The sequence below is a fragment of the Paraglaciecola sp. genome (genome assembly GCF_039964565.1).
Lineage (GTDB): Bacteria > Pseudomonadota > Gammaproteobacteria > Enterobacterales > Alteromonadaceae > Paraglaciecola.
Genome location: NZ_JBDVXF010000044.1, coordinates 147849 through 173997, shown reverse-complemented (window position 1 = coordinate 173997; position 26149 = coordinate 147849). Strand labels below are relative to the sequence as shown.

Below are 26149 nucleotides of genomic sequence, written 5' to 3'. Positions count from 1 at the left end.
TTCTTCTACACTAAACCTCAGGGGTATTAATAGTTACAGTTCACGCAGGGACGACAACCAAGGTGATTTTCACTGATATTCAAAATTGTTTGCTGTGTAAACAATCTAGCGACACTTCGATTTGTCAATATTGCTTTGATGATCTTACCTTATTTGATATTGACCGGTACCAACATAACTTGATGCTATCTCCGAAAGTGAGCTTTGGATTGGCAAAGGTGGAATTTCCCGTTGTTTTGGCTCTTGCCGATTATCAGTGGCCATTGTCTAAGTTACTAACAGGATTAAAATTCTCGAAACAGATCCCAAATGCTCACGCTTTGGCAGCTCTTTTTGTCAAACATTGCTTATCTTCTATGCCTAATTTACCGCAGTTAATTGTACCTATGCCTTTGCATAAAAATCGATATCTATACAGAAAATTCAACCAAAGCATAGTGTTAGCGGCGCAAATTTGTAAGCTCTGCCAGTTAAAAATGGATCCGTCGATCATTAGCAGGAAAAAATCCACTATGGCTCAGACCAACTTATCAGCGGCACAAAGGCGCAAAAATTTGCGTAACGCCTTTGTAGTAGATGAAAAGTCACAACGACGCTTGCAAGATTACCAACACATCGTTTTATTCGACGACGTTATTACCACGGGCAGCACGATGAACTGTGCTTATCAAAGTTTGCGTAAACACAATCCTCAATTAAGAATAGATATCTGGAGTATTTGCCTTACCCTTGTGCGTTAATCAATCCAGCCATAAAAATTGCATTGCTCATCAAACGACTGGTGCCATACCAAACGCCCCGAAAATTTACATTCGTAGCAAAAGCTATAACCTTGCCTTTTCCAAAACTATGGGAAACAACTGCGGCACTGCCTGAAATATGCCTTTGTAACTCTTCTGCGGTATAGCCGGCCATGAGCGGCGATTTCACGTAGCTTGCTACTGTGACAAAGGCTCTGTCGGGTTGACGCATCACTAAAGCGCTATTGCGAAACATAGGTAACACTTTTGAGGTATAGCCAAACGCTAAGGGATGACTTAAATCCAACTGAGCTTCAAATACGGCACCAGCAATTCTTTGTTTGGCTCTAAGTCCATCCTGATCTTTGTACGCTAAACCCGTTGTCTCAAATGCCGAGTTGATCTCGTTTTTACTCTTAAAACTGGTCTTAAGCCAATTTTGCTCCGCAAACCAATTTGCAGCCGATTTTTGACCAATAATTATACCTCCTGACTTCAACCACGCTTCGATTTTTCTGACTGTTTTATCAGGTACTTCTTTATAGCTACCTTCTACCCAAATTATATGGGTATAGCTTTCTAACGGAAATTTTCCTAATTGCTTTAAATCGGTGATTGAAACAGGCATATCCACGTGCTGGTCGAGATAATGCCATACCTCTCCCACTTCATACTGAGACGTACCGCGCCCGCCCACTAACAAAACTTTAGGTTCACTCACATTGAGCATTTTTCTGCTACCTAGATCTATACCTTGACGGGTTAAACCTGACGTCACCGAATGAATCGCAATATCAATTCCCTCACTCTGAGAGTTGATTATCTCTAGTAAATCATCTGGTTGTTGCAGAGATAAGGGGATTAGCACGGCTCCTGAAGAAAAGCTCATGCCACCTTGAGTTGTACTTGCAAAAAACGCTTCTCCCGCGACTTTTACTTTCACATCATGGGCTAATAAGCGTTGTAATAGTTTAGGAGCCTGATAATTTTCCCATGAAAATGCATAAGCATAAGCTCCTAGCGAAAGCTTTGGGGTAACTTTTGGTAACTTTTTAGCTAGCTGTTTATCAAGCTTTGGTTCGCGCTTTACGGCTTGATATCGAATATTAAAGGCTAAAGGTAAATTCCAGTTCGATACATCATAAAAGGTATTGTCATCAAAAAATTTACGGATTGAAAATAGTGACTTAATTAGTCGATATTGAGGCTGATCGAGAGGCACATACATACTGTGGATCGAATCAAACAATTGTCCCTCTACCTTTACATCCTTACTCAAAGGAAAATACTGAATTTGATGAGAAGATAACAGCTCTAGCATCGTAGAAAACCGAAAATGGTCGGACTTTTCATTCAGAATATAACCAGAGAATTCATCGTCTTTAATTAACATTTTAGTCTGCTTGGCAAACTCAATTTGATAAGCAAGAATCGCCGACTTATTTGCTAAAGCACCTTTGAAAGTTGAAATCGAGGTTGTCACTTGATTTTGAATCGTATCCGAAAATGCCAAGGGACCATTGGTTGAGTTTTGCAAATGTCCTCTACTACTGGCTTGTTCAAACAAAATACCAATACTGCCGTGGGCATCTGGATAAGTAGAACCTTTACCATAATAAAAATCATCATAACTTTCTTGAGTAAAATAGAGCTGTTTAGTTTTATCCAGCGCCGCAGCATGGAAATCACCCAAAGCAGCCGTCAACTCTGCGTTTTTAAGCGGCGTCCATGGATTTTTCCTTGATGGAATACCGGGTTGGAAAAAGTAGCTACTGTTAGTACCCATTTCATGAAAGTCAGTTAATACGTGGGGACGCCACTGATGAAACTGATTGATTCTTGCCCGTGACTCAGGATGAGTTAACAACAACCAATCTCGGTTTAAATCAAACCAATAGTGGTTAGTTCTTCCTGAAGGCCACGCTTGTTGGTGTTCTCGGCTATTAGGGTCAGAAACCAGGTTATGACTCTTGTGCATATTCGCCCATTGCGCAAACCTTGCGAGACCATCAGGGTTCAAACTTGGGTCAAGTAAAATAATATTGTCATCAAGTAATTGACTGATTAGTTCACTGTTACCGGCAGCAAGATAATAAGCAATTAACAGAGCCGCATTTGAACCCGAAGGTTCATCTCCATGCACGCTGTAACCCATCCAAATAACTAACGGATCATTCTTATCAGTAGACTGGCCTAGGTTTTGAATATGTTTAGCTTGAATATCGGCTAATTTTTGTTGATTTTCAGGAGCACTAAAAGCCAATAAATATAGCGGGCGGTTTTCGTGGGTGCGCCCAGTTTCCACCAAGCTGACGCGATCAGATTGTAACGCTAAGATACGCATGTAATTAACTATCTGATCATGGCGCACATGCCATTCGCCCACAGGTGCACCTAATGCTTGAGTCGGAGTAGTAATCTCTATGTTATATTGCGTATTGACTGGTAAGTATTCGGAATCAACTACGGCTACTACTTGAACACTGTTAAATAACAAAAAACACGCAAAAATTCGATATACGTAATCCATAAAATCCGCCGAAATAACCAATACTTACAAAAATAGTCGCACGTTTTAGTTTAAATTAACATAAGGAAAAATGATTACCTGAGTGTTTTAGTCAGGTAATTTTGGTATTATGCAGGCAGTCAAATATTAGAGGTACATAGTCCATGATTAACATTTCAGAAACAGCGCAAGCACATTTCTGTAAGTTGCTTGCGAACCAAGAGCCAGACACTAACATACGTGTGTTTGTAGTCAGTCCGGGGACGCCTAGTGCAGAATGTGGAGTGTCTTATTGCCCACCAGATGCTGTTGAAGAGTCAGATACAGTGTTGGAATTTAATGGCTTCGATGCGGTAGTAGATTTAGAAAGTGCGCCATTTCTTGAAGAAGCTGAGATTGATTTCGTTACTGATCAAATGGGGTCACAACTCACACTTAAGGCTCCCAACGCAAAAGCACGGAAAGTGGATAGCGATGCTCCTTTAGCCGAACGTGTGACTTACATGATTGAAGCCGAAATCAATCCACAACTTGCGAGCCATGGCGGTAAAGTGATGTTGGTAGAAATCACCGAAGAAAAAGAAGCAGTATTACAATTTGGTGGAGGTTGTAACGGTTGTGCGCAAGTAGATGTCACCTTAAAAGATGGAATTGAAAAACAAATGTTGGAACAGTTTCCAGGTGAATTAACAGCCGTGAAAGACGCGACAGAACATCAAGCTGGCGAACATTCTTACTATTGATTAAGTAGCAACTGCCAAAGGACAAAAACATTAACTGTTTACAGCGTTTAGGCAAAGATCCAATTAAAAGCTGGGCTTTTTTTAAACGCGGTTTAGGCATTTTTTGTTTAGGCGCAGCACTCATAATAATAGGGACAAAGTTTGTGCCTATTATTCAAATTCCTGGACTAGTTCTACTGGCAGTAGGTAGCCTTTATTCTATCAGAGGTTACCTTGGTATTCTGGCACACCGAATGACCAGTAGCTTTATACGGCCACCTTCTGAGTTCGACAAAGATAAATAAAGTATCCGCCTAAGCTTATTCCTCTTGTTAGCAAAAATAGCAACATTGCCAACCACAACCCTTTGTTTTCAAAATCTACAAACAACCAGAAAGCCGGAAAGTAAATCACCACAGCACAAAACAACATACTATTTCGCATTGCTTTTGCCCTTGTTAATCCCACAAAAACACCATCAAAAAAGAAACACCAATGGGCAATAAGAGGCAACCAATAAACAATGTTTAGATAGTCATACGTGGCGATTTGCAGACTGGCTTGATCCGTTATTATGGCGATAATTTCAGTGCCAAAAACCACAAAAATCAAAGAGTACAATCCAGCCACAATACTGGACCAAAGTAACCCATGTAAAATCACGTGAACAATACCTTTGGAATCTTTTTTGCCTTTTTGTTCACCGACTAATGCTTCTGCGGCATAAGCGACACCGTCTAGGCCAAGTGCTATTAATGTGAAAAATTGCATTAAGATTGCGTTGATTGCGGCTGAAGTAGCACCAAAGCCCACGCCTTTAAAAATCAGAAAGGCGATACAGGCTTGTAATAGCAGATTTCTAAAAAACGTATCGCCGTTGAGGGACAACAAGGGTCGCAAATAGGTAACCGAGAACCACTTTTTTTGAACTATGGGTTTTCCAATAACCTTCAGCGCGGCTACCAGACTCACTATGGTAATAAAATATTCGGCAAAAACGCTAGCCAGCGCTACCCCGAAAACCTCTAACTCGAGTCCAAACACAAACCAAAGGTTTAAAGCCAAATTTATTAGATTTGCTAGAACTTGAATAAGCAATACTTGTTTGGCTTTTTGCTGCCCGATTAACCAACCTATTAAAGCCAAATTCAGCACTGCTGCAGGTGCGCCCCATATACGCACAGAAAAATATTCGGATATGACATTTTCGACTATGGGAGTTGCGTCAGCAAAAAATAGCCCCAAGCTCAAAATACTATCCTTCACTAACAACAACAAACAACCCAGCAAGAAACTAATCAACATGCCTTGAAACAAACTTTGATTGAGCCTAAGTGGATCTGCACTACCTTTTGCCTGGGCGCTTAATCCGGTACTGGTCATTCTCAAGAAACCGCATAACCAATACAGTTGAGTAATGACCAAAGTGGCAACCGATGCCCCAGCCAGAAAATGTGTGCCTGGCATATGCCCCAACACTGCGGTATCCAACAATCCCATCAAGGGTGTAGTCACATTACTTAAGATCATCGGTATCGCTATAGCAATAATTTTTTGATGCAGACTAATCTGAAAGAAGTTTGATAGAGTAGTATTGTGTGTCATTTAGTCATCGTTAGGAAATTCATGGGGAAAAATTGGAGATTGATTACAGTCACTTTAGCATGTGCGCTGATTAGCTTAAATACGTGGGCAACTAACAATGCAGTGATACTGCTATATCACCATGTCAGTAGCACTACCCCAAAATCGACATCTGTTTCAGAACAAACGTTTCGTCAACATATGCAATATTTGGCAGACAACCATAACGTTTTACCTTTAAAACAAGTAGTGGAAGCCCTGCAAAACAAACAAAAGTTGCCAGACAAAACCGTGGTTATCACCTTTGATGATGGTTATGACAACATTTATGACAATGCACATCCCATTCTTAAAGAATTTGCATTTCCGTATACTATTTTTGTGAATCCTCCTCTAATAGGTGAAGCCAATTACCAACTAGACTGGCAACAAATTAAACAAATGTCTAAAGAAAATGTCAGTTTTGCCAATCATGGGAAACAACACAATCACATGCTTGGTAAACGCAAAGGCGAGTCGCAACAAGACTGGCTAAATCGTACGATGCAACAGGTTGAAGAAGCTGAAAAAATGCTGCAACAGCAGATTGGCTATAGCCTAAAATATTTTGCATACCCATACGGAGAGTTTGACCAAGCCTTGAAACAAAAATTAAGCTCAAAAGGCTACGTTGGATTTGCCCAACACAGTGGTGCCATAGCGTCATATAGTGACTTTTCAGCCTTACCCAGATATCCCGCAGCGGGCGTGTACAGTAACCTTAAAACCCTAGCAGTAAAATTAAATAGTTTGGCTATGCCAGTGACTAACAATTCGATAAAAGATCCAAAGGCAGCGCTTCCTTTTCAAGAGCAAACTATGACTTTTGATGTAAAAACCGCTGACATGAAATCACTTCAAATAGCCTGCTTTCAAAATGGCCAGCCTCTTAACACAGACGTATCAGAAAATACTGTGTCAGTTCAAATTAGCTCGATTACTCAAGCGGGCAGGCATAGGGTTAACTGTACTGCTCCCAGTAAAAATAACAAAGGTCGCTTCTATTGGTATTCTCAACCTTTTTTTATCCCTACTTCTGTTGGTAGCTGGTTAGATTAACTGTTTACTTAAGTGAAAATACGCACCTAAGCCTAAGGTTTTCATCCTTAGGCTTACGCCTGATTCTGCATTTTTCTGAAAACCGTGCCCTAGATAAAATTTGACTGCTTGGGTATTGATACTCTCAACATCAAGACATAAATGAGACTTACCAAAATTGAGTGCTTTTTCATTCATGAAATTTAATAGTGCCGTTCCGACACCTATTTTTTGAAAAGCGGCGGATACCGCAAAATGTCCGATACACCATTCGTGCTCTTGAGGTTTAGGAATGCAGTCTTGTAGAGTTTGGCTAGCTTGCAAAACTGCTAACGTATGGGCAACACCATAGAATTCAGTTAATTGGGTTAATGTAGCGTGATGGAATGAACTCGGCAGAGCACTATGCCAAGCACTTACGCAGCCTACGACGCGATTGTCTACCACAGCTACCCAATGATTGTTGTAACCATATTGCCCCTCAGCTCCTAACAAACAGCTTTCAAGAAAGTTTTCTGCAGACAATTTTTCATTGATACTAAACATAGCAGTAAGAACTAACGGTGCTGAAGAAAAGATCAAGGCCGCTAATTCCTTGGCATCTGCCTGATTAGCGAGTCTTATGTTCATAGACTCGCGACTTACTGAGCAACAATGGCTGGCATGTCAGCCAATATCTTTTGTCCCTCACTAATAGGTAATTTACCCACAACGAAATCTGGTTTAAAACGACCTATCACTTGAGCTTTTGGATTGATTACCACCACTGAAGAACTATGATCGACCAAATAATTTGGGTTATCAGAACTTTCAGACATCGAATACATCATGCCCATAGCCCGCACCAAAGGAAATAACTGCGCATGCTCGCCACTGGCGGCAATAAAATCAGGATGAAAAAACTTGATGTATTCATTCAAGCGCTCAGGGGTATCACGTTTGGGATCAACCGAAACCAATATGACTTGAATAGGGAAATCTGTTGGTATTTCCTGTAGTGCTGGATAAATACCCTTTAATTCAGCCAAAGTAGTCGGGCAAATATCTGGGCAAAAAGTATATCCGACGAAAACTAAACTCCAATGGCCTTCAAGGCTTTTCGAAGTAAATGGCTGTTTTTGGTGGTCTTGCAACTCAAAATCTGGCAATACTCTTGCCGCCGGATACAGACTCACGTATTGAGTGTCTTTATCACTTGCTGGAGGCGCGATAAAAATTGCCGCCGCTATACCAATAATCAGAGCGATAAGCGCTAATAAACCTGCTTGCAATTTACTCATATGTAAAACCGAAAGTAATGATCGACTAAAAGCACTACAAACAGCACCATTAGATGAATAATCGAAAATTTAAAGGTTTGCATGGCGGTTGTTTCAGAAGCGGTAAACTTTAACTTCCAAGCGTAGTATAAAAACCCAGCATTCAAAACGGTCGAACCTACTAAGTATATGAGCCCAGTCATAGCGATTAAATAGGGCAACAAACACACTACGCAGAGTAAAACCGTATACAAGAGTATTGAGGTTTTAGTGAATTCGATACCGTGAGTCACGGGTAACATAGGCACTTGTGCTTTGGCATAGTCTTTTTCACGATGAATCGCTAATGCCCAAAAATGCGGCGGAGTCCAGACAAATACAATCAAGACCAAAAGCAAAGCATGAGCATGGATCTCTCCGGTGACCGACGTCCAACCTAATAGTGGAGGAATCGCACCAGCTAACCCCCCAATGACAATATTCTGAGGTGTAGCGCGCTTTAAGTACATAGTATAAACCACAGCATAACCAAGCAGCCCAGCCAGCGTTAATAATGCAGTTAAGCGATTAACCCATAATTCGAGTATCACGTATCCAATAACAGTTAAACAAGCAGCAAACACTAGCGCTTTTCTGGGACTGACTTTGCCTTTAACTACCGGACGATTAAAGGTACGGGCCATTTTCCCGTCAATTTTTCTATCGACTACGTGATTAACCACTGCAGCTGCAGAAGACAAAAACCCAATACCTATAAGCCCCGCAGTGAATATCTGCCAACTCACCCAGCTCTCACTGGCTAAACACATTCCAACCAAAGCAGTCAATAATAGTAATAACACTACTTTGGGTTTCGTTAATTCATAATAATCTTGGCAAGTGGACCATAAATTAAATTGATTGTTTTGTTGACCTAAAGTCACGCCCTTACTCACCTTTTTCTCCTACGTTTTACGATACAGCGTATAACTAATGTTGACTAATACCAACATCAAACACGCCGCCACAGCGTTATGCATTACCGCTACTGCAACCGGCAAACTAAAGACGACATTGCTTACACCGAGTATGACTTGTACCCCCATAACCAATACCATTATGGCCGAAAGCTTTTTAACTAAGCTAGAACTGGCTGCAGCATACAATCTGAGACCTAACCATGATAAATATAAAAAAGTAATCAAGGCACCAATACGATGCACAATATGCATTGTCATTCGTTCATCATAGTCATGAGCACCAAACTCATAGTTCTCAGCGACAGGGATACTAAAAGCGCCAGCAAAGTCTAATCGTTGATACCAGGCTCCCTCACAAATAGGTAACTCTGTACAGGCTAGCGCGGCGTAATTTGCAGATGTCCAACCACCTAAAGCGATTTGTCCGGTCAAAATAAACACACCTAAAATTGCATATTTTCCATAGTGGCGCACTCGCGCATCACCACCGGGAATTCGGTAGGGAGTCAATCTCAAGTACAGTAAAAATAAAGTAGATAGAACTGTAAAACCACCTAACAAGTGCCCCATTACTACTATAGGTAATAAATTAAGGGTGACGGTCCACATTCCCAAAGCACCCTGAAAACAAACAAGAAACACCAGAAAAAGCGGCAATTTCACTGGTTTATTATAAGCACGACTAAATAGGCTACTAATAAAAATAACTAAGATCAAAAAACCTAAAGCACTGGCAAAATAACGATGAATCATTTCATTCCACGCTTTATGCTCTTCAAAGGGCCGTTCAGGAAATGCTTGTTGAGCAGTTTCGATATTTTTGGTGGTATTTGAAAAGCTAAGATGACCATAACACCCTGGCCAGTCAGGACACCCTAAACCAGCGTCAGTCAAACGCGTGTATGCGCCAAGTACGATTACAACCATTGCCAGCAGAATGCTTAAAAATACCAACTTCTTCATTAAAGTATCCTCTAGCCAATACGCGACAGTTTGAGTACCTTGCGCATATCCGCCAGAATATCTCGGCTATGCAAAATGGCTTGCTCTTTATCGATTTGTAACGGATAACGCAAAAATACGTTATTTAGGGTATCAGCAATAAAAATACCATCAGTGGGAGTTTCTTTAAACACTTGTTGCAGACTTTTCAGATCGCTACTCAATAATCGGACATTTTGCTTATTAGCGAGTTCTGCTAGTTGCTCAATATTGCTTTGTTCATGGGAAATAACGACGACTTCAGCTCGGTCACTCTCTTTACCTAACGCACTATGTACTTGAGCAATACTATACAGTGCATTTTCGCAACCCAAGCTGCACTTTTGAGGCAATATGTAAATTAACTTCCATTTGGGTTCTTGCTGCTTAGTCTGTAGAACATTAATATCTATGGGAGGTGATATAAGCTCACCTTTATTGGTCACACCTTGATTAAACCAGCCATTATCGAGCGCGAGCTTAGCTAATAATACCGGTACGATAAAAACAGCCGCTAGTAGTAACATCATCGATTTATTATTTTTTTTGGTGGTACTCACTTTGGGTTCCTTTTAAATTTATTTCTGTGGGCAATAATAAATACTGTCAACGCCGCACATGCCAATAAAAACCATTGTACTGCATAAGCTATGTGTTTTTCTGGAGCCATTACCACAGGTTGCCAATTTCTGACAAAATCTGAAGTGTCTTGTGCATCTAATAACACCACAAAGGGCAGTAGTTCTTGCTTATAATGTTGCTGAATGACATTGAGATCGGATTGTTGTAATACCTTTGGCCAAATACCGTCAACTAATGCAGTTTCTTCTATCATGGCATTATCCAAAGGCAAGGATACAACACCGGCATAGATAGACTTCTCGCCATTAATTTCGATGTCCGGCAAAATATTTCGGTTGTTAGTGGCAGCGACCCAACCAAAGTTTGCTATTACCGTGCCTGAAGTGGTTTGCAAAGGCACTAATACCTGATAACCGACTCTACCTTTATGGATTTTATTATCCAATAGAAAAAATTTCGATATGTCTGCGGTTCCCTCAAAATTTATTGGCATATCGAGCATATTATTTAAATTGCCTTGCAACACTTGTTGTAAATCGACCTGAGCTGTTCTACCAGCGATATCTAAGGCCAACAATCGCTGGGTTTTTTCTTCAGCTCTTTGCAATTGCCAATTTCCCAAAGCAAACATAATGACAACACACACAAAAGTTACTATGGTAGCTACAATGGGTAAACGTGATAAAAAAGTCCACATCGCGGCTCAGGATATCTTTAGGAGTAAGTAGATGTTAATCAAAATACTAGTTGGTGGGTTACTGTTGTTTATGGTGTTCAATTTATTTAAAGCCATGATGATTATGCTCAAAGACAATCCAAATGGTCCCTCAATGAGTAAATTTATAGGTAGAAGAGTACTCACATCAGCGATTATTATTGGTCTTATATTGCTCGCTGTTGCTACAGGGCTTATCACCCCAAACCCAACACCCCACTAGATAATGCTAAGAGCCACGGTCGTGTGGCTCTTAGTTCTCATCCATGTTTCGCTTAAAAGATATAGACGACAGCAAATAGTATTACCCAAACTACATCGACAAAATGCCAATACCAACTCGCTGCCATAAACGCAAAATGGTTATCTGGTGTGAAATGCCCTTTAAATACTCTAAGCAACATTATAAATAGAATAATTGCGCCAAGGGTTACATGAAAACCATGAAAACCAGTCAGTAAAAAGAATGTATTCCCATAAATTCCAGATTGCAAAGTCAAATTCATTTCATTGTAAGCATGAATATACTCTTCAATCTGCATCACCATAAAAATAGCGCCAAGTAATACAGTTAACCCAAGCATTAACTTTAATTTTCCACGATTGTTATTTTCTAACGCGACATGTGCAAAGTGACAAGTCACCGAAGACGCAAGTAACAATACGGTATTTATTAATGGTAATCCTGTCCACGGCATGGCTTCGGTAGTGAGGCCGCCAGGTGTTTGTACTAGTGGCCAAATGGCTTCAAATGTGGGCCATAATATTTCGCCAGTCATATCGTTATTTGATGCACCTCCTAACCAAGGTACAGAAATAAACCTAGCGTAGAATAGTGCGCCAAAAAATGCTCCGAAGAACATCACCTCAGAAAAAATGAACCAAGACATACCTTGTCTGTATGAACGCCCCAATTGCGCGCTATACATACCACTCATAGACTCGTGTATTTGATTTCTAAACCAACCGAATAACATAACAATTAAAACGATAAAGCCCGCACCTAAAATATAAGCGCCATATCCCTCTTTGCCTCGAGTACTTTCAATCACAAAATTACCTGCCCCAACAGCCATTAAAAATAGCGCTACGGCGCCCATAAAGGGCCAAGGACTTTCTGCGGGAACATAGTATTTTTCGTATTCTTTTTCTGACATTGTGTTCTCCTTCATTCTCAATTCATTGCAACCACATCGGCAGTGGCAGTGACGTTATATAGAGTATATTGCACAGTAAAATAAGTAATATTTTCAGGCAGTTGAGGGTCGACATAAAATTTCATTGGCATCAACATTTCCTCCCCAGCGTGTAACTTTTGTTGCTCGAAACAAAAGCATTCAGTTTTATTCATATATAAAGCAGCAGGACCCGGTGAAACTGATGGCACAGCTTGACCAACAATATCGGTCACGGCGGTATTTTTTACGTAAAAATCTACTTGATTGAGTTGCCCTGGATGGACTTTCACTTGTCTAGTTTCAGCTCTAAACTCCCAAGGCATACCGGTATTGGTCCGGGTGATGAAATCCACTGTTACCAAGCGGCTCTCATCAATTTCCACTGATTCATACAATGCAGCGGTATTTGATGTTTTACCATTAATGCCTAGCGCATCACACAGCACATCATATAAAGGCACCAAAGCAAACCCAAACCCAAACATACCCACAACGATGACTAATAACTTAATCACCATTTTGCTATTTTTGCTTTGGGTACTCTGCTCACTCATCAAGAATGTCTTTAGTTACTTAACAACAGGTGGTGTTTCAAAGCTATGGTAAGGCGCTGGAGACGGGATTTCCCATTCCAAGCCTTCAGCTCCTTCCCATACTTGGTCAGAAACCGGCTCACCTTGTTTTTTACAGGCTTTAATCAGCAATGCTAAGAAGATTAGCTGAGATAAACCAAACGCGAATCCACCAATACTGATCCACTTGTTGAAGTCTGCAAACTGCAATGCGTAATCTGGTATACGTCTAGGCATGCCCGCCAATCCAACGAAGTGCATTGGGAAGAACAACACGTTAACCGAAACCAAAGAACACCAGAAATGCCATTTAGCTAAGCCGATATGGAACATTTTTCCGGTCCACTTTGGTAACCAATAGTATACCGCGGCCATGATTGAGAAAATGGCACCTGTCACTAGTACATAGTGAAAATGAGCTACCACGAAATACGTATCATGATATTGGAAATCCACTGGCACAATGGCCAACATTAACCCCGATAAACCACCTATGGTAAATAACACGATAAACGCTATTGCAAACAGCATAGGTACTTCAAACGTCATAGAGCCGCGCCACATCGTGGCAACCCAATTGAACACTTTTACACCTGTGGGTACTGATATAAGCATAGTAGCAAACATAAAGAACAGCTCTGCCGCCACTGGCATACCTGTTGTAAACATATGGTGTGCCCAAACGATAAATGACAACAATGCAATAGAAGCAGTTGCGTATACCATAGAGGCATAACCAAATAATCGCTTACGTGCAAAGGTCGGCACAATCGCTGAGATAATACCGAATGCGGGTAAAATCATTATGTATACTTCTGGATGACCAAAGAACCAGAAAATATGCTGAAACATAACAGGATCACCGCCACCAGCCGCATCAAAGAAGCTGGTACCAAAAAACTTGTCGGTTAGCACCATAGTCACAGCACCCGCCAGCACTGGCATTACCGCAATTAATAAAAATGCGGTAATTAACCAAGTCCAAACAAACAAAGGCATTTTCATCCAGGTCATACCGGGAGCACGCATATTGAAGATAGTGACGATAACGTTAATCGCCCCCATAATGGACGAAGCCCCCATGATATGAACTGCAAACACAAACAACGCAGTACCATCGTTACTATAGGTGGTAGAAAGAGGAGCGTAGAAAGTCCAACCAAATGCTGGACCGCCACCTTCCATAAACAATGAAGCTAACAAGATAGCGAAAGCAAAAGGTAGTATCCAAAAGCTCCAGTTATTCATTCGAGGTAGAGCCATATCTGGCGCACCTATCATCATAGGCACCAACCAGTTTGCTAGCCCAGTAAATGCTGGCATTACCGCACCAAACACCATAATCAAGCCATGGACTGTAGTCATTTGATTAAAGAAATTGGGGTCAACTATTTGTAATCCAGGCTGAAACAATTCGGCGCGGATAACCATAGCCATTGCACCACCAGTCAAAAACATAATAAATGCAAACCACAAATATAGAGTGCCTATGTCTTTGTGGTTAGTGGTATATAACCAACGTTTTATACCCGGTGGAATATGATGATCGTGGTGGTCATCATCATGGTGATCATCTATGTGAGTGGAATCAGTTGCAGTTGTCATGGTCACCTTCTCCTATTGTCCGTTGATGGCTGAATTAATGTCTTTAGCTTGTACCAAGTCGCCAGTATCGTTACCCCAAGCATTTCGCTCGTAAGTCACCACAGCGGCAATTTCAGACATAGTTAATTGTTTAGCATAGGCTTGCATAGCAGTACCGGTGACACCGTTTAGTAAAATGTCGATATGTTTAGGTTGGTCTGCGATAGCGATTTGACTGCCTTTTAACGCTGGGAACACACCTGGAAGCCCTTCGCCATTTGGCATATGACAAGCCGCACAATTGGCATTGTATATTTTTTCACCCATATCCATCGCTTCATCCATGGTCATATTCATCGCTAAAAGTCTTTGCTCTTCGGCTTTAGCTTGTTCCTGAATCGCTTGTTGTTCAGAAATCCACTTATCGTATTCAGCGGGCTCTTTTGCAATCACTACTATGGGCATAAAACCGTGATCTTTACCGCAAAGCTCAGCACACTGACCACGATAAACACCAGGTTCATTAACCTTAGTCCATGCGTCGTTAATAAAGCCCGGGTTTGCGTCTTGTTTGAAGCCAAAATCTGGAACCCACCAGGAATGGATAACGTCGTCTGAAGTAATGAGGAAACGAACTTTTTGGCCAGTAGGAATAACGAGAGGGCGATCGACTTCGAGTAGATAGTTGTTATTTTTAGGAAGCTTACCCGAAATTTGCTCTGCTTGAGTCGCCATTTTTGAATAATACTCAACGTCATTATCCATGTATTTATAGTGCCACTTCCACTGTGAACCCGTTACTAGGATAGAAACATCAGGCTCGCTGGCGTCTTCCATATCAATTAGCAAGTTCATAGCGGGAACAGCCATAAAGATTAAGATAATAAAAGGGATAACTGTCCACGCGATTTCAACTTTGACGCTTTCATGAAAATTGGCTGGTTTAGCTCCTCTAGACTTCCTATGGAAATACATAGAGATAAACATAGCGATAAAAACACCCGCTCCTATTACTACGCAGATAATAAACATCAACATATGCATGTCGTAGACACCAGCACTGATATCCGTCACGCCTCTGGTCATGTTTAGCTGGTATTGCTCAATTTTATCACTTGTCTCTGCAAACACCGGTGCTGTCATCAATGCAGTAAGCATTGTTCCAGCCTTGAACAAAAATCTTTTCACATGGCACCTCATATACGTTACACGTACTTTTTATTTTTCACTGAAACACCAACGCCAGAAACAGTAATCGCCACCATTTTGAGTTAATGTATAGTTAATATATTGTTATTTTTTTCCACTGGAATGTTAAGGGTCGCTCATTTAATAGCTAATAGTCTAGCTTTTTTATTTAACTTACAACCAACCGGTTGTTTTTTAAACAATAAATTGTTAATAAATGATAAATAACGGAAATAAAGAGGGAAATGGCATGCAAAGACGGGAAAAGAACTAAAAATGATAAAAAAAGACGCATTATTGTAAAATAATACGCCTTCTCAATGTTACATCCAATCGGCGTTACGAATAACTCCAACTGCGATGCCTTCGATATTGAAAGGTTGAGTCGCTAAATCAACCTTGATAGGAGAAAACGCTTCGTTTTCGGCATGAAGCAGAACCTGTCGACCTTTTTTCTCAAGCCTCTTCACAGTGACATCTTCGTCCACCCTAGCCACAACTACCTGACCATTATGCACGTCAGTGGTACGATGCACCGCCAGCAAGTCACCATCTAATATCCCAATATCTTTCATGCTCATACCATTTACGCGAAGCAAGAAATCGGCACTGGGTTTAAACAAACTAGGATCCACTTGATAATGCCCTTCGACATGCTCTTGGGCCAATATGGGTTCTCCAGCAGCCACCCTTCCAATCAAAGGTAAGCCAAGCTCTTCAAGTTGGTCTTCTAAGGGGATATTCAATTTAATGCCACGAGATGTGCCGGGCAATATTTCTATCACTCCTTTACGAGCCAAAGCTTTTAAATGTTCCTCCGCAGCATTAGCGGATTTAAAACCCAGCTCTCGTGCTATCTCTGCTCGGGTTGGCGGCATACCTGTATCTGACATGGTATTTTTTATTAATTGAAGTACTTCTTCTTGTCGTGCAGTTAGTGGACGCATAAACAGCCTGTTTTTCTATACAGTTGGTGTCAGTATATACAGTTATAGCCAAATCTCAAACTTGTTTTTTCTGAATGCTTTTTGACACAAATTAAATAGCAGTCATCGATTATCAAAGATAAACAGCTAGGAATGTCTGTGGTATCCTGCGCTGGTTTTATTTTTTGTGAGCAAATAAGTATGTTGTGGCTGCATAAATTGCTGTTGGCAATGGTATCAGTGCCGGTCAAGTGGCTGGTAAAGGTAAACAGTATTCCTAGTGATCTCAGATCAGAATTGGGGATAGACAAAGAACGTCCTATTGTTTATTTACTACGTACCCGTTCAATCACCGACGAAATAGCATTAAAAATGTCAGCAGTCGCCTTGGGGCTGCCTAAACCTACGCTAAGCATCAATATTGCTGATCAGAGTCATTCCGCATGCTTATTTTTGCAAAAGCCACGCTCTGTGTTAAATCGTAAAACTGGCAGCACTTCTATCCAAGAAGATGCGGCAAAATTATTTAGATTACATAGAGAAAATCCCGATTTAGATATTCAAATAGTGCCTGTATCTATTCTTTGGGGCAGAACGCCTGAGAAAAACACTTCAGGTTGGTCAGATGTGATCGCCAACCAAATGTCTCCCAGTTGGTTACGTAAATTTTTTATTGTGTTGTTTTTGGGCAGAGACAACTTCGTTTGTTATAGCAAAGCCGTATCTTCACGCAAGATGATTGAGTTAAAAGGTAGTGATGATGAAATCGCCCATAAGCTGATTCGCTTAGCAGGTACACACTTTTACCGACGTCATCAAAACTTAACTGGCCCTAACATTCTTGAACGACATCAATTGTATAACGGAGTGTTAGGATCAAAACCGGTACGCAAGGCCATTGTTGAACAAGCTCGAAGTAAAAAATTGAGTCATCAACAAGCTAAGCTTCAGGCAAAAAAATATGTAGATGAAATTGCTGCTGATTATAGACCCGGTCTGATCAGGTTAGGCGAGAGGATTCTAACTAAGATTTGGAATAAAATTTATAACGGAATCGAAGTTAGACATGCAGAAAAAGTTAGAGCCTTAGCGCAAAATGGCCACGAAATTATTTACGTGCCATGTCACCGAAGCCACATGGATTATTTATTACTTACCTATGTAATTTATCACCAAGGCCTAGTCACGCCTCATATAGCTGCGGGTATTAACCTTAATTTTCGACCAGTAGGAGGAATATTGCGTAAAGCCGGTGCATTTTACCTACGTCGCAGTTTTGCGGGCAACAAACTCTACACTGCAGTGTTTCGTGAATACTTAGAATTGCTGTTTAACAAGGGATATTCAGTTAAGTATTTTCCTGAAGGTGGCCGCAGCAGAACGGGGCGTTTGTTACCGCCTAAAACAGGCATGTTGGCTATGACGTTACAAGCAATATTAAAAGGTGTTAACCGTCCTGTGAGTATTGTACCTGTGTATATAGGCTACGAACATGTCATGGAAGTCTCTAGCTATCTCAAAGAGCTCAACGGAACTGGCAAGAAAAAAGAGTCGTTTCTACAGATATTTTCGGCTATCAAAAAACTTAAAAATTATGGCTATGGATTCCTTAATTTTGGTGACCCTATCAATTTAACCAATTACCTCGACCAACAAGTTCCAGATTGGCGCGACGATCAAGATAACAGTAACGACAAAAAACCTAAATGGCTGACACCTGTTGTCAATAATCTCGCTACAGAAGTGATGGGTAGAATAAACCAAAGTGCAGCGATCAATGGCATGGCAATATGTGCCATGTGTTTGTTGTCAGCTAAAAAACACGCTATGGCGCAGTCTGAATTGGAACAAGCGATTGAGCACTTTTTAGAACTCTTAAGTGACGCCCCATACAGCGAACTAGCCACATTACCTAAAATATCAGGCAAGAAGTTATTGGAAAATACTCTTAAACTGAATAAATTTGATGTACACAAAGATAGTTTTGGCAAAATTATTTCATTGAGAAATAGAAATGCCGTGTCCCTCACCTATTACCGTAACAATATTCTGCATTTGTTTGCGTTGCCTGGCCTAATTGCCGCAATCGTTTTTGCCCACAAAGGTTTGCCCAAAAATCAGATTGTGCTGTTGGTAGCCAAACTGTATCCCTTATTAAAACGTGAACTATTTATTTACATGAGCATTGAACAAGCCTCTGAATATACAGAGTCAATAATTAGTAAAATGTTAGAAATGGGCTTATTGCAAACTAACCAGACTGACATTCAACCGCCATCAGCGAACAGTAAAATGTTTTATTCAGCTTGGTTACTTAACCGCAGTATTCAAGAAACCTTGCATCGCTACGCGGTAGTTTTAACTTTGTTATCCAGACAAGAACAAGTTAGCCGCTCAGAGTTAGAAAAGAAAAGCGCACAATTTGCCGAAAGATTAACGGCGCTGCATGGTATCAATTCACCTGAATTTTTTGACAAAAATGTACTAGGAACCTTTATCAACGCATTAAAGGAAAACGCCTTAATAGAAACCGACGATACCGGTCAACTGCACCACACTGAACAAAGTGCATTATTAAAAACTGATGTCATTGATTTAATCGAACCTGAAATAGCACAACGCTTACAGCAAATATAAAAACGTTAGATATTGGGTACATAAGTGCTATTCACCAAACACAGACCAACCGGTCTTTTGAGTGAGCAGTTCCAGTGCTTGTGTTCCAAGTTTACTATTACCTATGGTGTCCAATCCTGGAGACCATACCGCAATTGACGCTTTACCAGGGGCAATAGCAAGAATTCCTCCACCTACACCACTTTTACCGGGTAAACCAACACGAAAAGCAAATTCACCCGAGCCATCGTAATGACCGCACATCAACATTAACGCATTGATGCGTTTTGCTCGGTTCGAAGATACAACTCTATAGCCCGTAATAGGGTTTATGCCATTGTTTGCTAAAAATAACCCTGCAGTAGCAAGTTGTGCTGTGGTCATGGCAATAGAACAATGATGAAAATAAGTGCCTAACACTGCATCAACAGGATTTTCAAAATGCCCGAAAGATGCCATAAAATGAGCCAACGAGGCGTTTCTATCGCCTGTCATTTCCTCTGAGCGCGCCACTTTTTCATCAATTGCAATACTTTCATCGTCTGCTAAATAACGCATAAACTGCAGAATTTCTGCCAAAGTTTCTTTTGGTTGATGACCCTGAATAATTGCGTCAGCAATTGCAATGGCCCCTGCATTAACAAACGGGTTGCGAGGTTTTCCCTGTTCATGTTCAAGTTGCACAATAGAATTGAAAGGGTCACCTGACGGTTCTCTACCCACTCTATTCCAAACTCTTTCACCTAGCTTTCCTAAGGCTAGAGTTAAGGTAAATACTTTCGAAATACTTTGAATAGAAAACAAAGTTTGCGCATCGCCAGCGCTATAAATCGAACCATCTGGCAATGCTACACTAATTGAAAATTGATTAGGATTAACACAGGCCAGTTGCGGAATATAACTAGCTACCGAACCTCTATTCGTTTTTGAGACTATCTTCCTAGCAATATCGTCGACTATTTTTTGCATTTATCACTCGAATACACCATTTAAGTCAGACAAGAAAAATTTATATGCAGGGTTATCGGTTTGTTCTTGGTACAGATAACCCAATTTGGCTAAGTGGCTATCAAATTCACTTCGATCACTATCGGCTATATCAAAACCCGCCAATACTAGACCATCTGCAGCACCATGATTGCGATAATGAAACAGGGTAATATTCCATCTTTCTCCTAAAGTATCCAAAAACTTCATTAAGGCTCCGGGATGCTCTGGAAATTCGAAGGAAAATAATTTTTCGTTGAGCAGGCTAGGAGGTCTACCACCTACCATGTAGCGTACGTGCAACTTAGCCATTTCATTTTCAGATAAATCAAAACTCTTATATCCACTAGCGCTTAGAGAATCAGTCAATTGCGCTAATTCTTCTCGGCCTTTTTTTAACTTAATGCCGACAAAAATATGGGCTTCACGATCAGTAGAATAACGGTAGTTAAATTCAGTGATCGCACGACCGCCTAATAACGCACAAAATTCTCTAAAAGCGCCGGTACGCTCGGGGATTTTAACGGCAATCACCGCCTCTTTTTGTTCACCTAGTTCACAGCGTTCAGAAACATAGCGCAAGGTATGAAAATTAATATTAGCGCCACATAAAATGCCACCAATTTTTTTGCCTTGCATAGGATGGTTTTTTAAATATTTTCGTATACCTGCAACCGACAAAGCCCCTGCAGGTTCCGCAATGACTCGGGTATCGTCGAATATATCTTTAATCGCAGCACAGATTTCATCAGTGTTGACTGTAATGACTTCATCAACGTATTTTTGGCACAAACGAAATGGTTCTTCACCAATAATTTTAACTGCCACACCGTCTGCAAAAATGCCCACATGATCCAGAGGAACAGGTTTACCCGCCAACATCGCGGCCTGCAAACAAGCTGATTCATCAGATTCTACCGCAATGATCTTTAGATCTGGCTTGAGCTGTTTCAAAAACACCGAAATACCGGAAATTAAACCACCGCCACCTACAGCGATAAACAAGGTGTCCAAATCAGGATTTTGTTCAAGTAATTCACGGGCAATGGTGCCTTGACCTACAATCACATCCTCGTCGTCAAAAGGCGCAACCATAGTAAACCCCTGCACTTTGGAGAGACGTAAGGCTTCTTCTTTCGCCTGGTCAAAACTCGTACCATGCAACACGACATTGACATATTCACCGCCAAAATCTCTCACAGCTTCAACTTTTATGTCTGGTGCAGTTGCAGGCATAACTATTGACGCGTTAATGCGCTTTTTTCTTGCAGAATAAGCAACACCTTGCGCGTGATTGCCCGCAGACGACGCCACAACACCTTTGGCGAGTTGCTCGTCAGATAATTGGCTTAGCTTGTTATATGCGCCCCTCAGTTTGAAAGACTTAACGGGTTGTTGATCTTCTCTTTTCAGCCAAATTTCGTTACCTAAAGAAGCAGATAATTTTTCTAGCTTTTGTAGATCAGAATTCACCGCCACGTCATAAACAGGCGATAACAAAATACTCTTTAAGTAATCATTGGCTGAACGGCTCATTTAATCTTCCAATTTCGATGCGTCTCGCACCGCTCCCTTATCGGCACTTGTCGCTAATAAAGCATAAGCTTTAAGGGCTAAAGACACTTTGCGCTCACGAGAAACAGGTTTCCAAGGCTTTTCACTCGCATCCATTGCATCGCGACGTGTTTGTAATGTTTGGTCACTAATATCGATACCAATTTTACGGGCAGGAATATCGATAACAATAGTATCGCCTTCTTCAACCAAACCAATGCCACCACCACTAGCGGCTTCTGGCGCACAGTGACCAATAGACAAACCTGATGTACCACCCGAAAAACGTCCATCAGTAATCAAAGCACATTGTTTACCTAAACCTTTCGCTTTTAAATAGGTTGTTGGGTAAAGCATTTCTTGCATACCCGGTCCACCTTTAGGGCCTTCATAACGAATTATCACAACATCACCAGCTACAATTTCATCAGCCAGAATCGCTGCACAAGCGGTGTCTTGGCTTTCAAAAATACGCGCACGACCCGTAAATTTATGAATGGATTCATCAACACCTGCGGTTTTAACAATACAACCATTTTCGGCTATGTTGCCAAATAACACCGCTAAACCGCCTTCTTCACTAAATGCGTTGGCACGATTACGGATACAACCATTTTCACGATCAGTATCGGCGGTTGGGTAGCGACAATTTTGACTAAAAGCTTTGGTGGTACGAATTCCAGCCGGTCCTGCCTTATAAAATTCCAAGGCATATTTGTTTGCAGGATCCGTGATATCCCACTGTGCGACCACTTCACCTATGGTTTTCCCTAAAACGTGCGGCGAGTCTGTATGTAACAAACCTGCACGGTTTATCTCAGCTAAAATTCCCAATACGCCACCAGCACGATGCACATCTTCCATATGATATTGAGGTGTAGAAGGCGCGACTTTGCATAAGTGAGGTACTTTACGAGATAGCCTGTCAATATCGTCCAAAGTAAAGGGAATTTCACCTTCAACAGCGGCGGCCAATAAATGCAAAATCGTGTTGGTGGACCCCCCCATAGCAATGTCTAAAGTCATCGCGTTTTCAAACGCTTTGAAATTAGCGATATTGCGAGGCAATACGGACTCGTCATTTTCTTGATAATAACGACGACATAACTCTACTATTTGTGAGCCGGCTTGTTTAAACAACCCCTCGCGATCGGCATGTGTAGCCAACATCGAACCATTACCAGGCAATGACAAACCTAAGGCCTCGGTCAAACAGTTCATAGAATTAGCGGTAAACATACCAGAACATGAGCCACAGGTTGGGCACGCAGAACGCTCAACTTGTTCACTTTCTTTATCGCTAATATTATCGTCAACACCCGCCACCATAGCGTCAACTAAATCTAGCTTAATGATTTGATCAGACAATTTGGTTTTACCGGCTTCCATCGGGCCACCGGAAACAAAAATCACAGGTACGTTTAGACGCATTGAAGCCATCAACATACCGGGAGTGATTTTATCACAGTTTGAAATACACACTATCGCGTCAGCGCAATGTGCATTGACCATATATTCAACGGAATCGGCAATAATCTCGCGTGATGGCAGGCTATACAACATACCACTATGCCCCATAGCAATACCGTCATCTACTGCAATGGTATTAAATTCTTTTGCTACACCACCAGCTGCTTCTATGCTGCGCGCTACAAGTTGCCCCATATCTTTTAGATGTACATGTCCTGGCACAAATTGAGTGAATGAATTGGATACAGCAATAATTGGTTTTCCAAAATCGCCGTCTTTCATACCGGTTGCACGCCACAAAGCGCGAGCTCCCGCCATATTTCGTCCTTGGGTACTAGTGGCTGATCGTAACTTTGACATGATCTTTACTCTTTAATTAAATATCTAAACTGATTAAGTTAACTGTTTAGGCACGCTACAAATAAGCTCTGCCATTAACAAAAAACCCCTCGGACTTTCGTACGAAGGGTTTAGAATTCTTACTCGACGTAAGCACTATCCCCGCAATAAAATAATCACTAGCCTGGAGACTAAGTAAGTTGTCACTGCATTGCGCAAAAAAGAATAGAGCATCACATCACAAATTTTATTTATCATTACTTGAACATAGAAATAGCATGAAGCTGATAATTTGATCAAGCATTGCTATATGCCTTTTTAGCGGGTTATATACTCATATACATCGAAAATGAAAGACGTTAATTGTTAGGGGACTTATGGAAACTTGGTTACATTGGGTTGATTTAGCAGGAGTGGCTGTTTTTGCAATCGCTGGCACACTGATGGCCTATAAGAAACATATGGACGGTTTTGGAGTGGTTGTGCTGGCGTCAGTAACTGCTATTGGCGGCGGCACACTGCGGGATATGATTTTAGATCTACCAGTGTTTTGGGTACAAGACCCCAGCTTTTTTTATGTCATCATACTTGCGGCCTTTTCCACCATTTTTTGGCTACGTAGCAAAGACACCTTTCCTCTCCGCTATCTGTTTTTTGCAGATGCCATAGGGTTAGCCTTCTTTAACGTAATGGGGTTACAAAAAGCGCTAACTTATGGGGCGTCCCCCTTAATTGCCATCGCACTGGGTACTATGACAGGTGTATTTGGAGGCTTGATTCGAGATGTGATTTGCCGGGAAATTCCGTTAGTTTTAAAAGGCGAACTCTACGCTACCGCTTGTATCATAGGTGGGGCATGTTACATCTTAGGTTTACAGCTAGGTTTGAGCACTGTGAGCTGTATGATAATTGGCTTTTGCATTACATTATTCTGTCGTTTAGGTGCGATGAAGTGGAATTGGCATCTTCCTGTTTTTAATCCCCATGATTCAGTAAAGGATGAATAACTCGCAATTTTAAGAGGATTAGCTAGCCTTAAAGACTCACCTTTTACGCAAATGGAGTTGCTTGATGTCACTAGCAATTGTTTATTCACGAGCCAGCGTGGGCATTGACGCGCCACTGATTACAGTTGAGGTACACTTGGCTAATGGCCTACCTTGCTTTAACTTAGTAGGCCTACCTGAAGCATCGGTGCGCGAAGCGAAAGACAGAGTGCGTAGCGCCTTGATTAATTCTGGTTTTGAGTTTCCTGCAAAACGTATCACTGTTAATCTCGCACCTGCGGACTTGCCCAAAGAAGGCGGACGTTTTGATTTAGCCATTGCTATAGGCATTATCGCTGCTAGCAATCAATTAACCAGTAATCAACTAGAAACCATAGAACTGGCAGGGGAACTCGCCCTCTCTGGAGAAATACGCCCAATAACCGGCGCACTACCCTTTACTTATGCTTGTTCACAAGCTAAGCGAATCGCAATTTTACCCCTTGAAAATGCCCCAGAAGCATCATTAATAAAACAGGCTAACATTGTACCTGCCAAGCAGCTATTGGATGTGTTTCACCACATCGCTGGGCAACGTCCACTCGATTTATACCAAGCTGAGGTTTCAAAGCCAACGCTGACCTATGAGAGTGATTTACAAGATGTCGTAGGGCAAGCGGCTGGGAAAAGGGCTTTAGAAATAGCTGCAGCAGGCGGCCACAACCTGTTATTTACAGGGCCACCCGGCACAGGTAAAACCATGTTGGCCAGTCGTTTAATCACTATTCTTCCCCCAATGACAGATGCAGAAGCCTTGGCATCAGCCGCGATCCATTCAATTGTGGGTAAACCTGTTGACCCCAAGACTTGGAAACAAAGGGCTTTTCGTCACCCGCACCACACCAGCTCTGCCGTTGCATTGGTTGGTGGAGGCAGCATCCCTAGACCTGGAGAAATTTCTCTAGCTCACAACGGCGTGTTGTTTTTAGATGAACTTCCAGAATTTGACCGCAAGGTTTTAGATGTACTACGTGAACCTCTCGAATCCGGCACAGTCAGCATTTCAAGAGCTGCTAGACAAGCCCAATTTCCCGCAAGGTTTCAACTCGTTGCAGCGATGAACCCTAGTCCAACAGGCAGTTTGAATGATGGGCGTAGCAATTGTGACCAAATATTGCGTTACCTTAACCGCATTTCAGGCCCTTTTTTAGATCGTATTGATTTACAAGTTGATGTGCCTAAACTGCCAAACAATGATTTTTCCGAGCAGGTGAAAAGCCGCGGCGAAAGCAGTGAAGTAGTCCGTGCTCGAGTCATTCAGGCTCACCAATTACAACTTAATCGCAGCGGAAAAACGAATGCACAACTTGGCAGTAAAGAAGTCGAACAATATTGTAAGTTAGATAAGTCAGAACAGTTATTTTTACAGCAGGCTGTCGAAAAACTAGGACTCTCTTTACGCACTTACCACAGAGTACTTAAAGTCGCGCGCACAATTGCTGATTTAACCGATAGCTCAAATATTAGTAGGCAACATTTAGGCGAAGCCCTGAACTACCGTGCTTTTGACAGAATGCTGGCGCAATTGACTAATAGTTAAAATATCAATCAAATACGCTCA

The 26149-nt window shown here is 41.4% G+C and carries 23 protein-coding genes; 7 read left to right on the top strand and 16 right to left on the bottom strand.

Annotated elements, in window-relative coordinates; genetic code table 11:
* The first annotated feature begins 62 nt into the window (after positions 1–62).
* Positions 63–740 carry a ComF family protein gene (locus ABJK37_RS20505; protein ID WP_348357739.1) on the top strand — a complete coding sequence of 226 codons (678 nt, stop codon included), beginning with the start codon at positions 63–65 and terminating at the stop codon, positions 738–740.
* Here the strand turns inward: ABJK37_RS20505 and ABJK37_RS20500 are convergent.
* Positions 724–3270, bottom strand: a complete 2547-nt coding sequence (locus tag ABJK37_RS20500; protein ID WP_348357737.1) for a M14 metallopeptidase family protein — start codon at positions 3268–3270, stop codon at positions 724–726. The genes ABJK37_RS20505 and ABJK37_RS20500 overlap by 17 nt on opposite strands.
* Positions 3271–3413: 143 nt before the next feature.
* On the opposite strand from ABJK37_RS20500, the gene nfuA reads away from it, so the two are divergent.
* Positions 3414–3992 (top strand): Fe-S biogenesis protein NfuA, encoded by a 579-nt coding sequence (nfuA, locus tag ABJK37_RS20495; RefSeq protein ID WP_215932961.1) that lies wholly within the window; start codon positions 3414–3416, stop codon positions 3990–3992.
* 246 nt (positions 3993–4238) lie between these two features.
* Here nfuA and ABJK37_RS20490 read toward each other — a convergent pair whose 3' ends face one another.
* Positions 4239–5576 (bottom strand): MATE family efflux transporter, encoded by a 1338-nt coding sequence (locus tag ABJK37_RS20490; RefSeq protein WP_348357735.1) that lies wholly within the window; start codon positions 5574–5576, stop codon positions 4239–4241.
* Between the two features lie 21 nt (positions 5577–5597).
* On the opposite strand from ABJK37_RS20490, the gene ABJK37_RS20485 reads away from it, so the two are divergent.
* The gene (locus ABJK37_RS20485) at positions 5598–6653 is read left to right on the top strand and encodes a polysaccharide deacetylase family protein (protein WP_348357733.1); all 1056 of its coding nucleotides are present in this window, start codon (positions 5598–5600) and stop codon (positions 6651–6653) included.
* Here ABJK37_RS20485 and ABJK37_RS20480 read toward each other — a convergent pair.
* The 6 genes from ABJK37_RS20480 to ABJK37_RS20455 are packed head-to-tail and all read right to left on the bottom strand — an operon-like array spanning position 6645 to position 11110.
* Positions 6645–7262: a GNAT family N-acetyltransferase gene (locus tag ABJK37_RS20480; protein ID WP_348357731.1), complete on the bottom strand. Its 618-nt coding sequence runs from the start codon at positions 7260–7262 to the stop codon at positions 6645–6647. The genes ABJK37_RS20485 and ABJK37_RS20480 overlap by 9 nt on opposite strands.
* Before the next feature lie 11 nt (positions 7263–7273).
* Positions 7274–7912 (bottom strand): SCO family protein, encoded by a 639-nt coding sequence (locus ABJK37_RS20475; RefSeq protein ID WP_348357729.1) that lies wholly within the window; start codon positions 7910–7912, stop codon positions 7274–7276.
* Complete coding sequence (cyoE, locus tag ABJK37_RS20470; protein ID WP_348357727.1) at positions 7909–8826, bottom strand: heme o synthase; 918 nt, start codon at positions 8824–8826, stop codon at positions 7909–7911. The genes ABJK37_RS20475 and cyoE overlap by 4 nt, the downstream gene beginning before the upstream one ends.
* Positions 8827–8835: 9 nt before the next feature.
* Positions 8836–9813 (bottom strand): COX15/CtaA family protein, encoded by a 978-nt coding sequence (locus tag ABJK37_RS20465; RefSeq protein WP_348357725.1) that lies wholly within the window; start codon positions 9811–9813, stop codon positions 8836–8838.
* An 11-nt stretch (positions 9814–9824) separates the two neighbouring features.
* A complete protein-coding gene (locus ABJK37_RS20460; RefSeq protein WP_348357724.1) occupies positions 9825–10391 on the bottom strand; it encodes a hypothetical protein in 567 nt (188 codons plus the stop codon).
* Positions 10388–11110, bottom strand: coding sequence for an SURF1 family protein (locus ABJK37_RS20455; RefSeq protein WP_348357722.1), 723 nt, complete (start codon positions 11108–11110; stop codon positions 10388–10390). The genes ABJK37_RS20460 and ABJK37_RS20455 overlap by 4 nt, the downstream gene beginning before the upstream one ends.
* A 31-nt stretch (positions 11111–11141) precedes the next feature.
* On the opposite strand from ABJK37_RS20455, the gene ABJK37_RS20450 reads away from it, so the two are divergent.
* Positions 11142–11351, top strand: coding sequence for a DUF2909 domain-containing protein (locus ABJK37_RS20450; protein WP_215932944.1), 210 nt, complete (start codon positions 11142–11144; stop codon positions 11349–11351).
* Between the two features lie 52 nt (positions 11352–11403).
* Here the strand turns inward: ABJK37_RS20450 and ABJK37_RS20445 are convergent, their stop codons facing one another.
* The 5 genes from ABJK37_RS20445 to lexA form a co-directional block, all read right to left on the bottom strand.
* A complete protein-coding gene (locus ABJK37_RS20445; protein ID WP_348357720.1) occupies positions 11404–12285 on the bottom strand; it encodes a cytochrome c oxidase subunit 3 in 882 nt (293 codons plus the stop codon).
* Positions 12286–12302: 17 nt separating this feature from the next.
* Positions 12303–12860, bottom strand: coding sequence for a cytochrome c oxidase assembly protein (locus tag ABJK37_RS20440; protein WP_348357718.1), 558 nt, complete (start codon positions 12858–12860; stop codon positions 12303–12305).
* A 15-nt stretch (positions 12861–12875) separates the two neighbouring features.
* Positions 12876–14483 carry a cytochrome c oxidase subunit I gene (gene ctaD, locus ABJK37_RS20435; RefSeq protein WP_348357716.1) on the bottom strand — a complete coding sequence of 536 codons (1608 nt, stop codon included), beginning with the start codon at positions 14481–14483 and terminating at the stop codon, positions 12876–12878.
* Between the two features lie 12 nt (positions 14484–14495).
* Positions 14496–15605: a cytochrome c oxidase subunit II gene (gene coxB / locus ABJK37_RS20430; protein WP_348358236.1), complete on the bottom strand. Its 1110-nt coding sequence runs from the start codon at positions 15603–15605 to the stop codon at positions 14496–14498.
* Between the two features lie 368 nt (positions 15606–15973).
* On the bottom strand, positions 15974–16597 hold the full coding sequence (gene lexA, locus ABJK37_RS20425) for a transcriptional repressor LexA (protein ID WP_348357714.1): 624 nt from the start codon (positions 16595–16597) through the stop codon (positions 15974–15976).
* 180 nt (positions 16598–16777) lie between these two features.
* Between lexA and plsB the strand changes: the two genes are divergently transcribed.
* Positions 16778–19213 (top strand): glycerol-3-phosphate 1-O-acyltransferase PlsB, encoded by a 2436-nt coding sequence (gene plsB / locus ABJK37_RS20420; RefSeq protein WP_348358233.1) that lies wholly within the window; start codon positions 16778–16780, stop codon positions 19211–19213.
* Between the two features lie 27 nt (positions 19214–19240).
* Here plsB and ABJK37_RS20415 read toward each other — a convergent pair whose 3' ends face one another.
* From ABJK37_RS20415 to ilvD, 3 genes are read right to left on the bottom strand one after another with little or no spacing between them, the layout of a single operon-like run.
* The gene (locus ABJK37_RS20415; protein ID WP_348357712.1) at positions 19241–20161 is read right to left on the bottom strand and encodes a glutaminase; all 921 of its coding nucleotides are present in this window, start codon (positions 20159–20161) and stop codon (positions 19241–19243) included.
* Between the two features lie 3 nt (positions 20162–20164).
* Entirely contained in the window at positions 20165–21715 is a 1551-nt protein-coding gene (gene ilvA, locus ABJK37_RS20410; protein WP_348357710.1) for a threonine ammonia-lyase, biosynthetic, read from the bottom strand.
* Complete coding sequence (gene ilvD / locus ABJK37_RS20405) at positions 21716–23563, bottom strand: dihydroxy-acid dehydratase (protein WP_348357708.1); 1848 nt, start codon at positions 23561–23563, stop codon at positions 21716–21718. It abuts the gene before it with no gap.
* A 356-nt stretch (positions 23564–23919) separates the two neighbouring features.
* Between ilvD and ABJK37_RS20400 the strand changes: the two genes are divergently transcribed.
* A complete protein-coding gene (locus ABJK37_RS20400; protein WP_215932931.1) occupies positions 23920–24549 on the top strand; it encodes a trimeric intracellular cation channel family protein in 630 nt (209 codons plus the stop codon).
* 64 nt (positions 24550–24613) lie between these two features.
* Positions 24614–26128, top strand: coding sequence for a YifB family Mg chelatase-like AAA ATPase (locus ABJK37_RS20395; RefSeq protein ID WP_348357707.1), 1515 nt, complete (start codon positions 24614–24616; stop codon positions 26126–26128).
* Positions 26129–26149 lie beyond the last annotated feature (21 nt).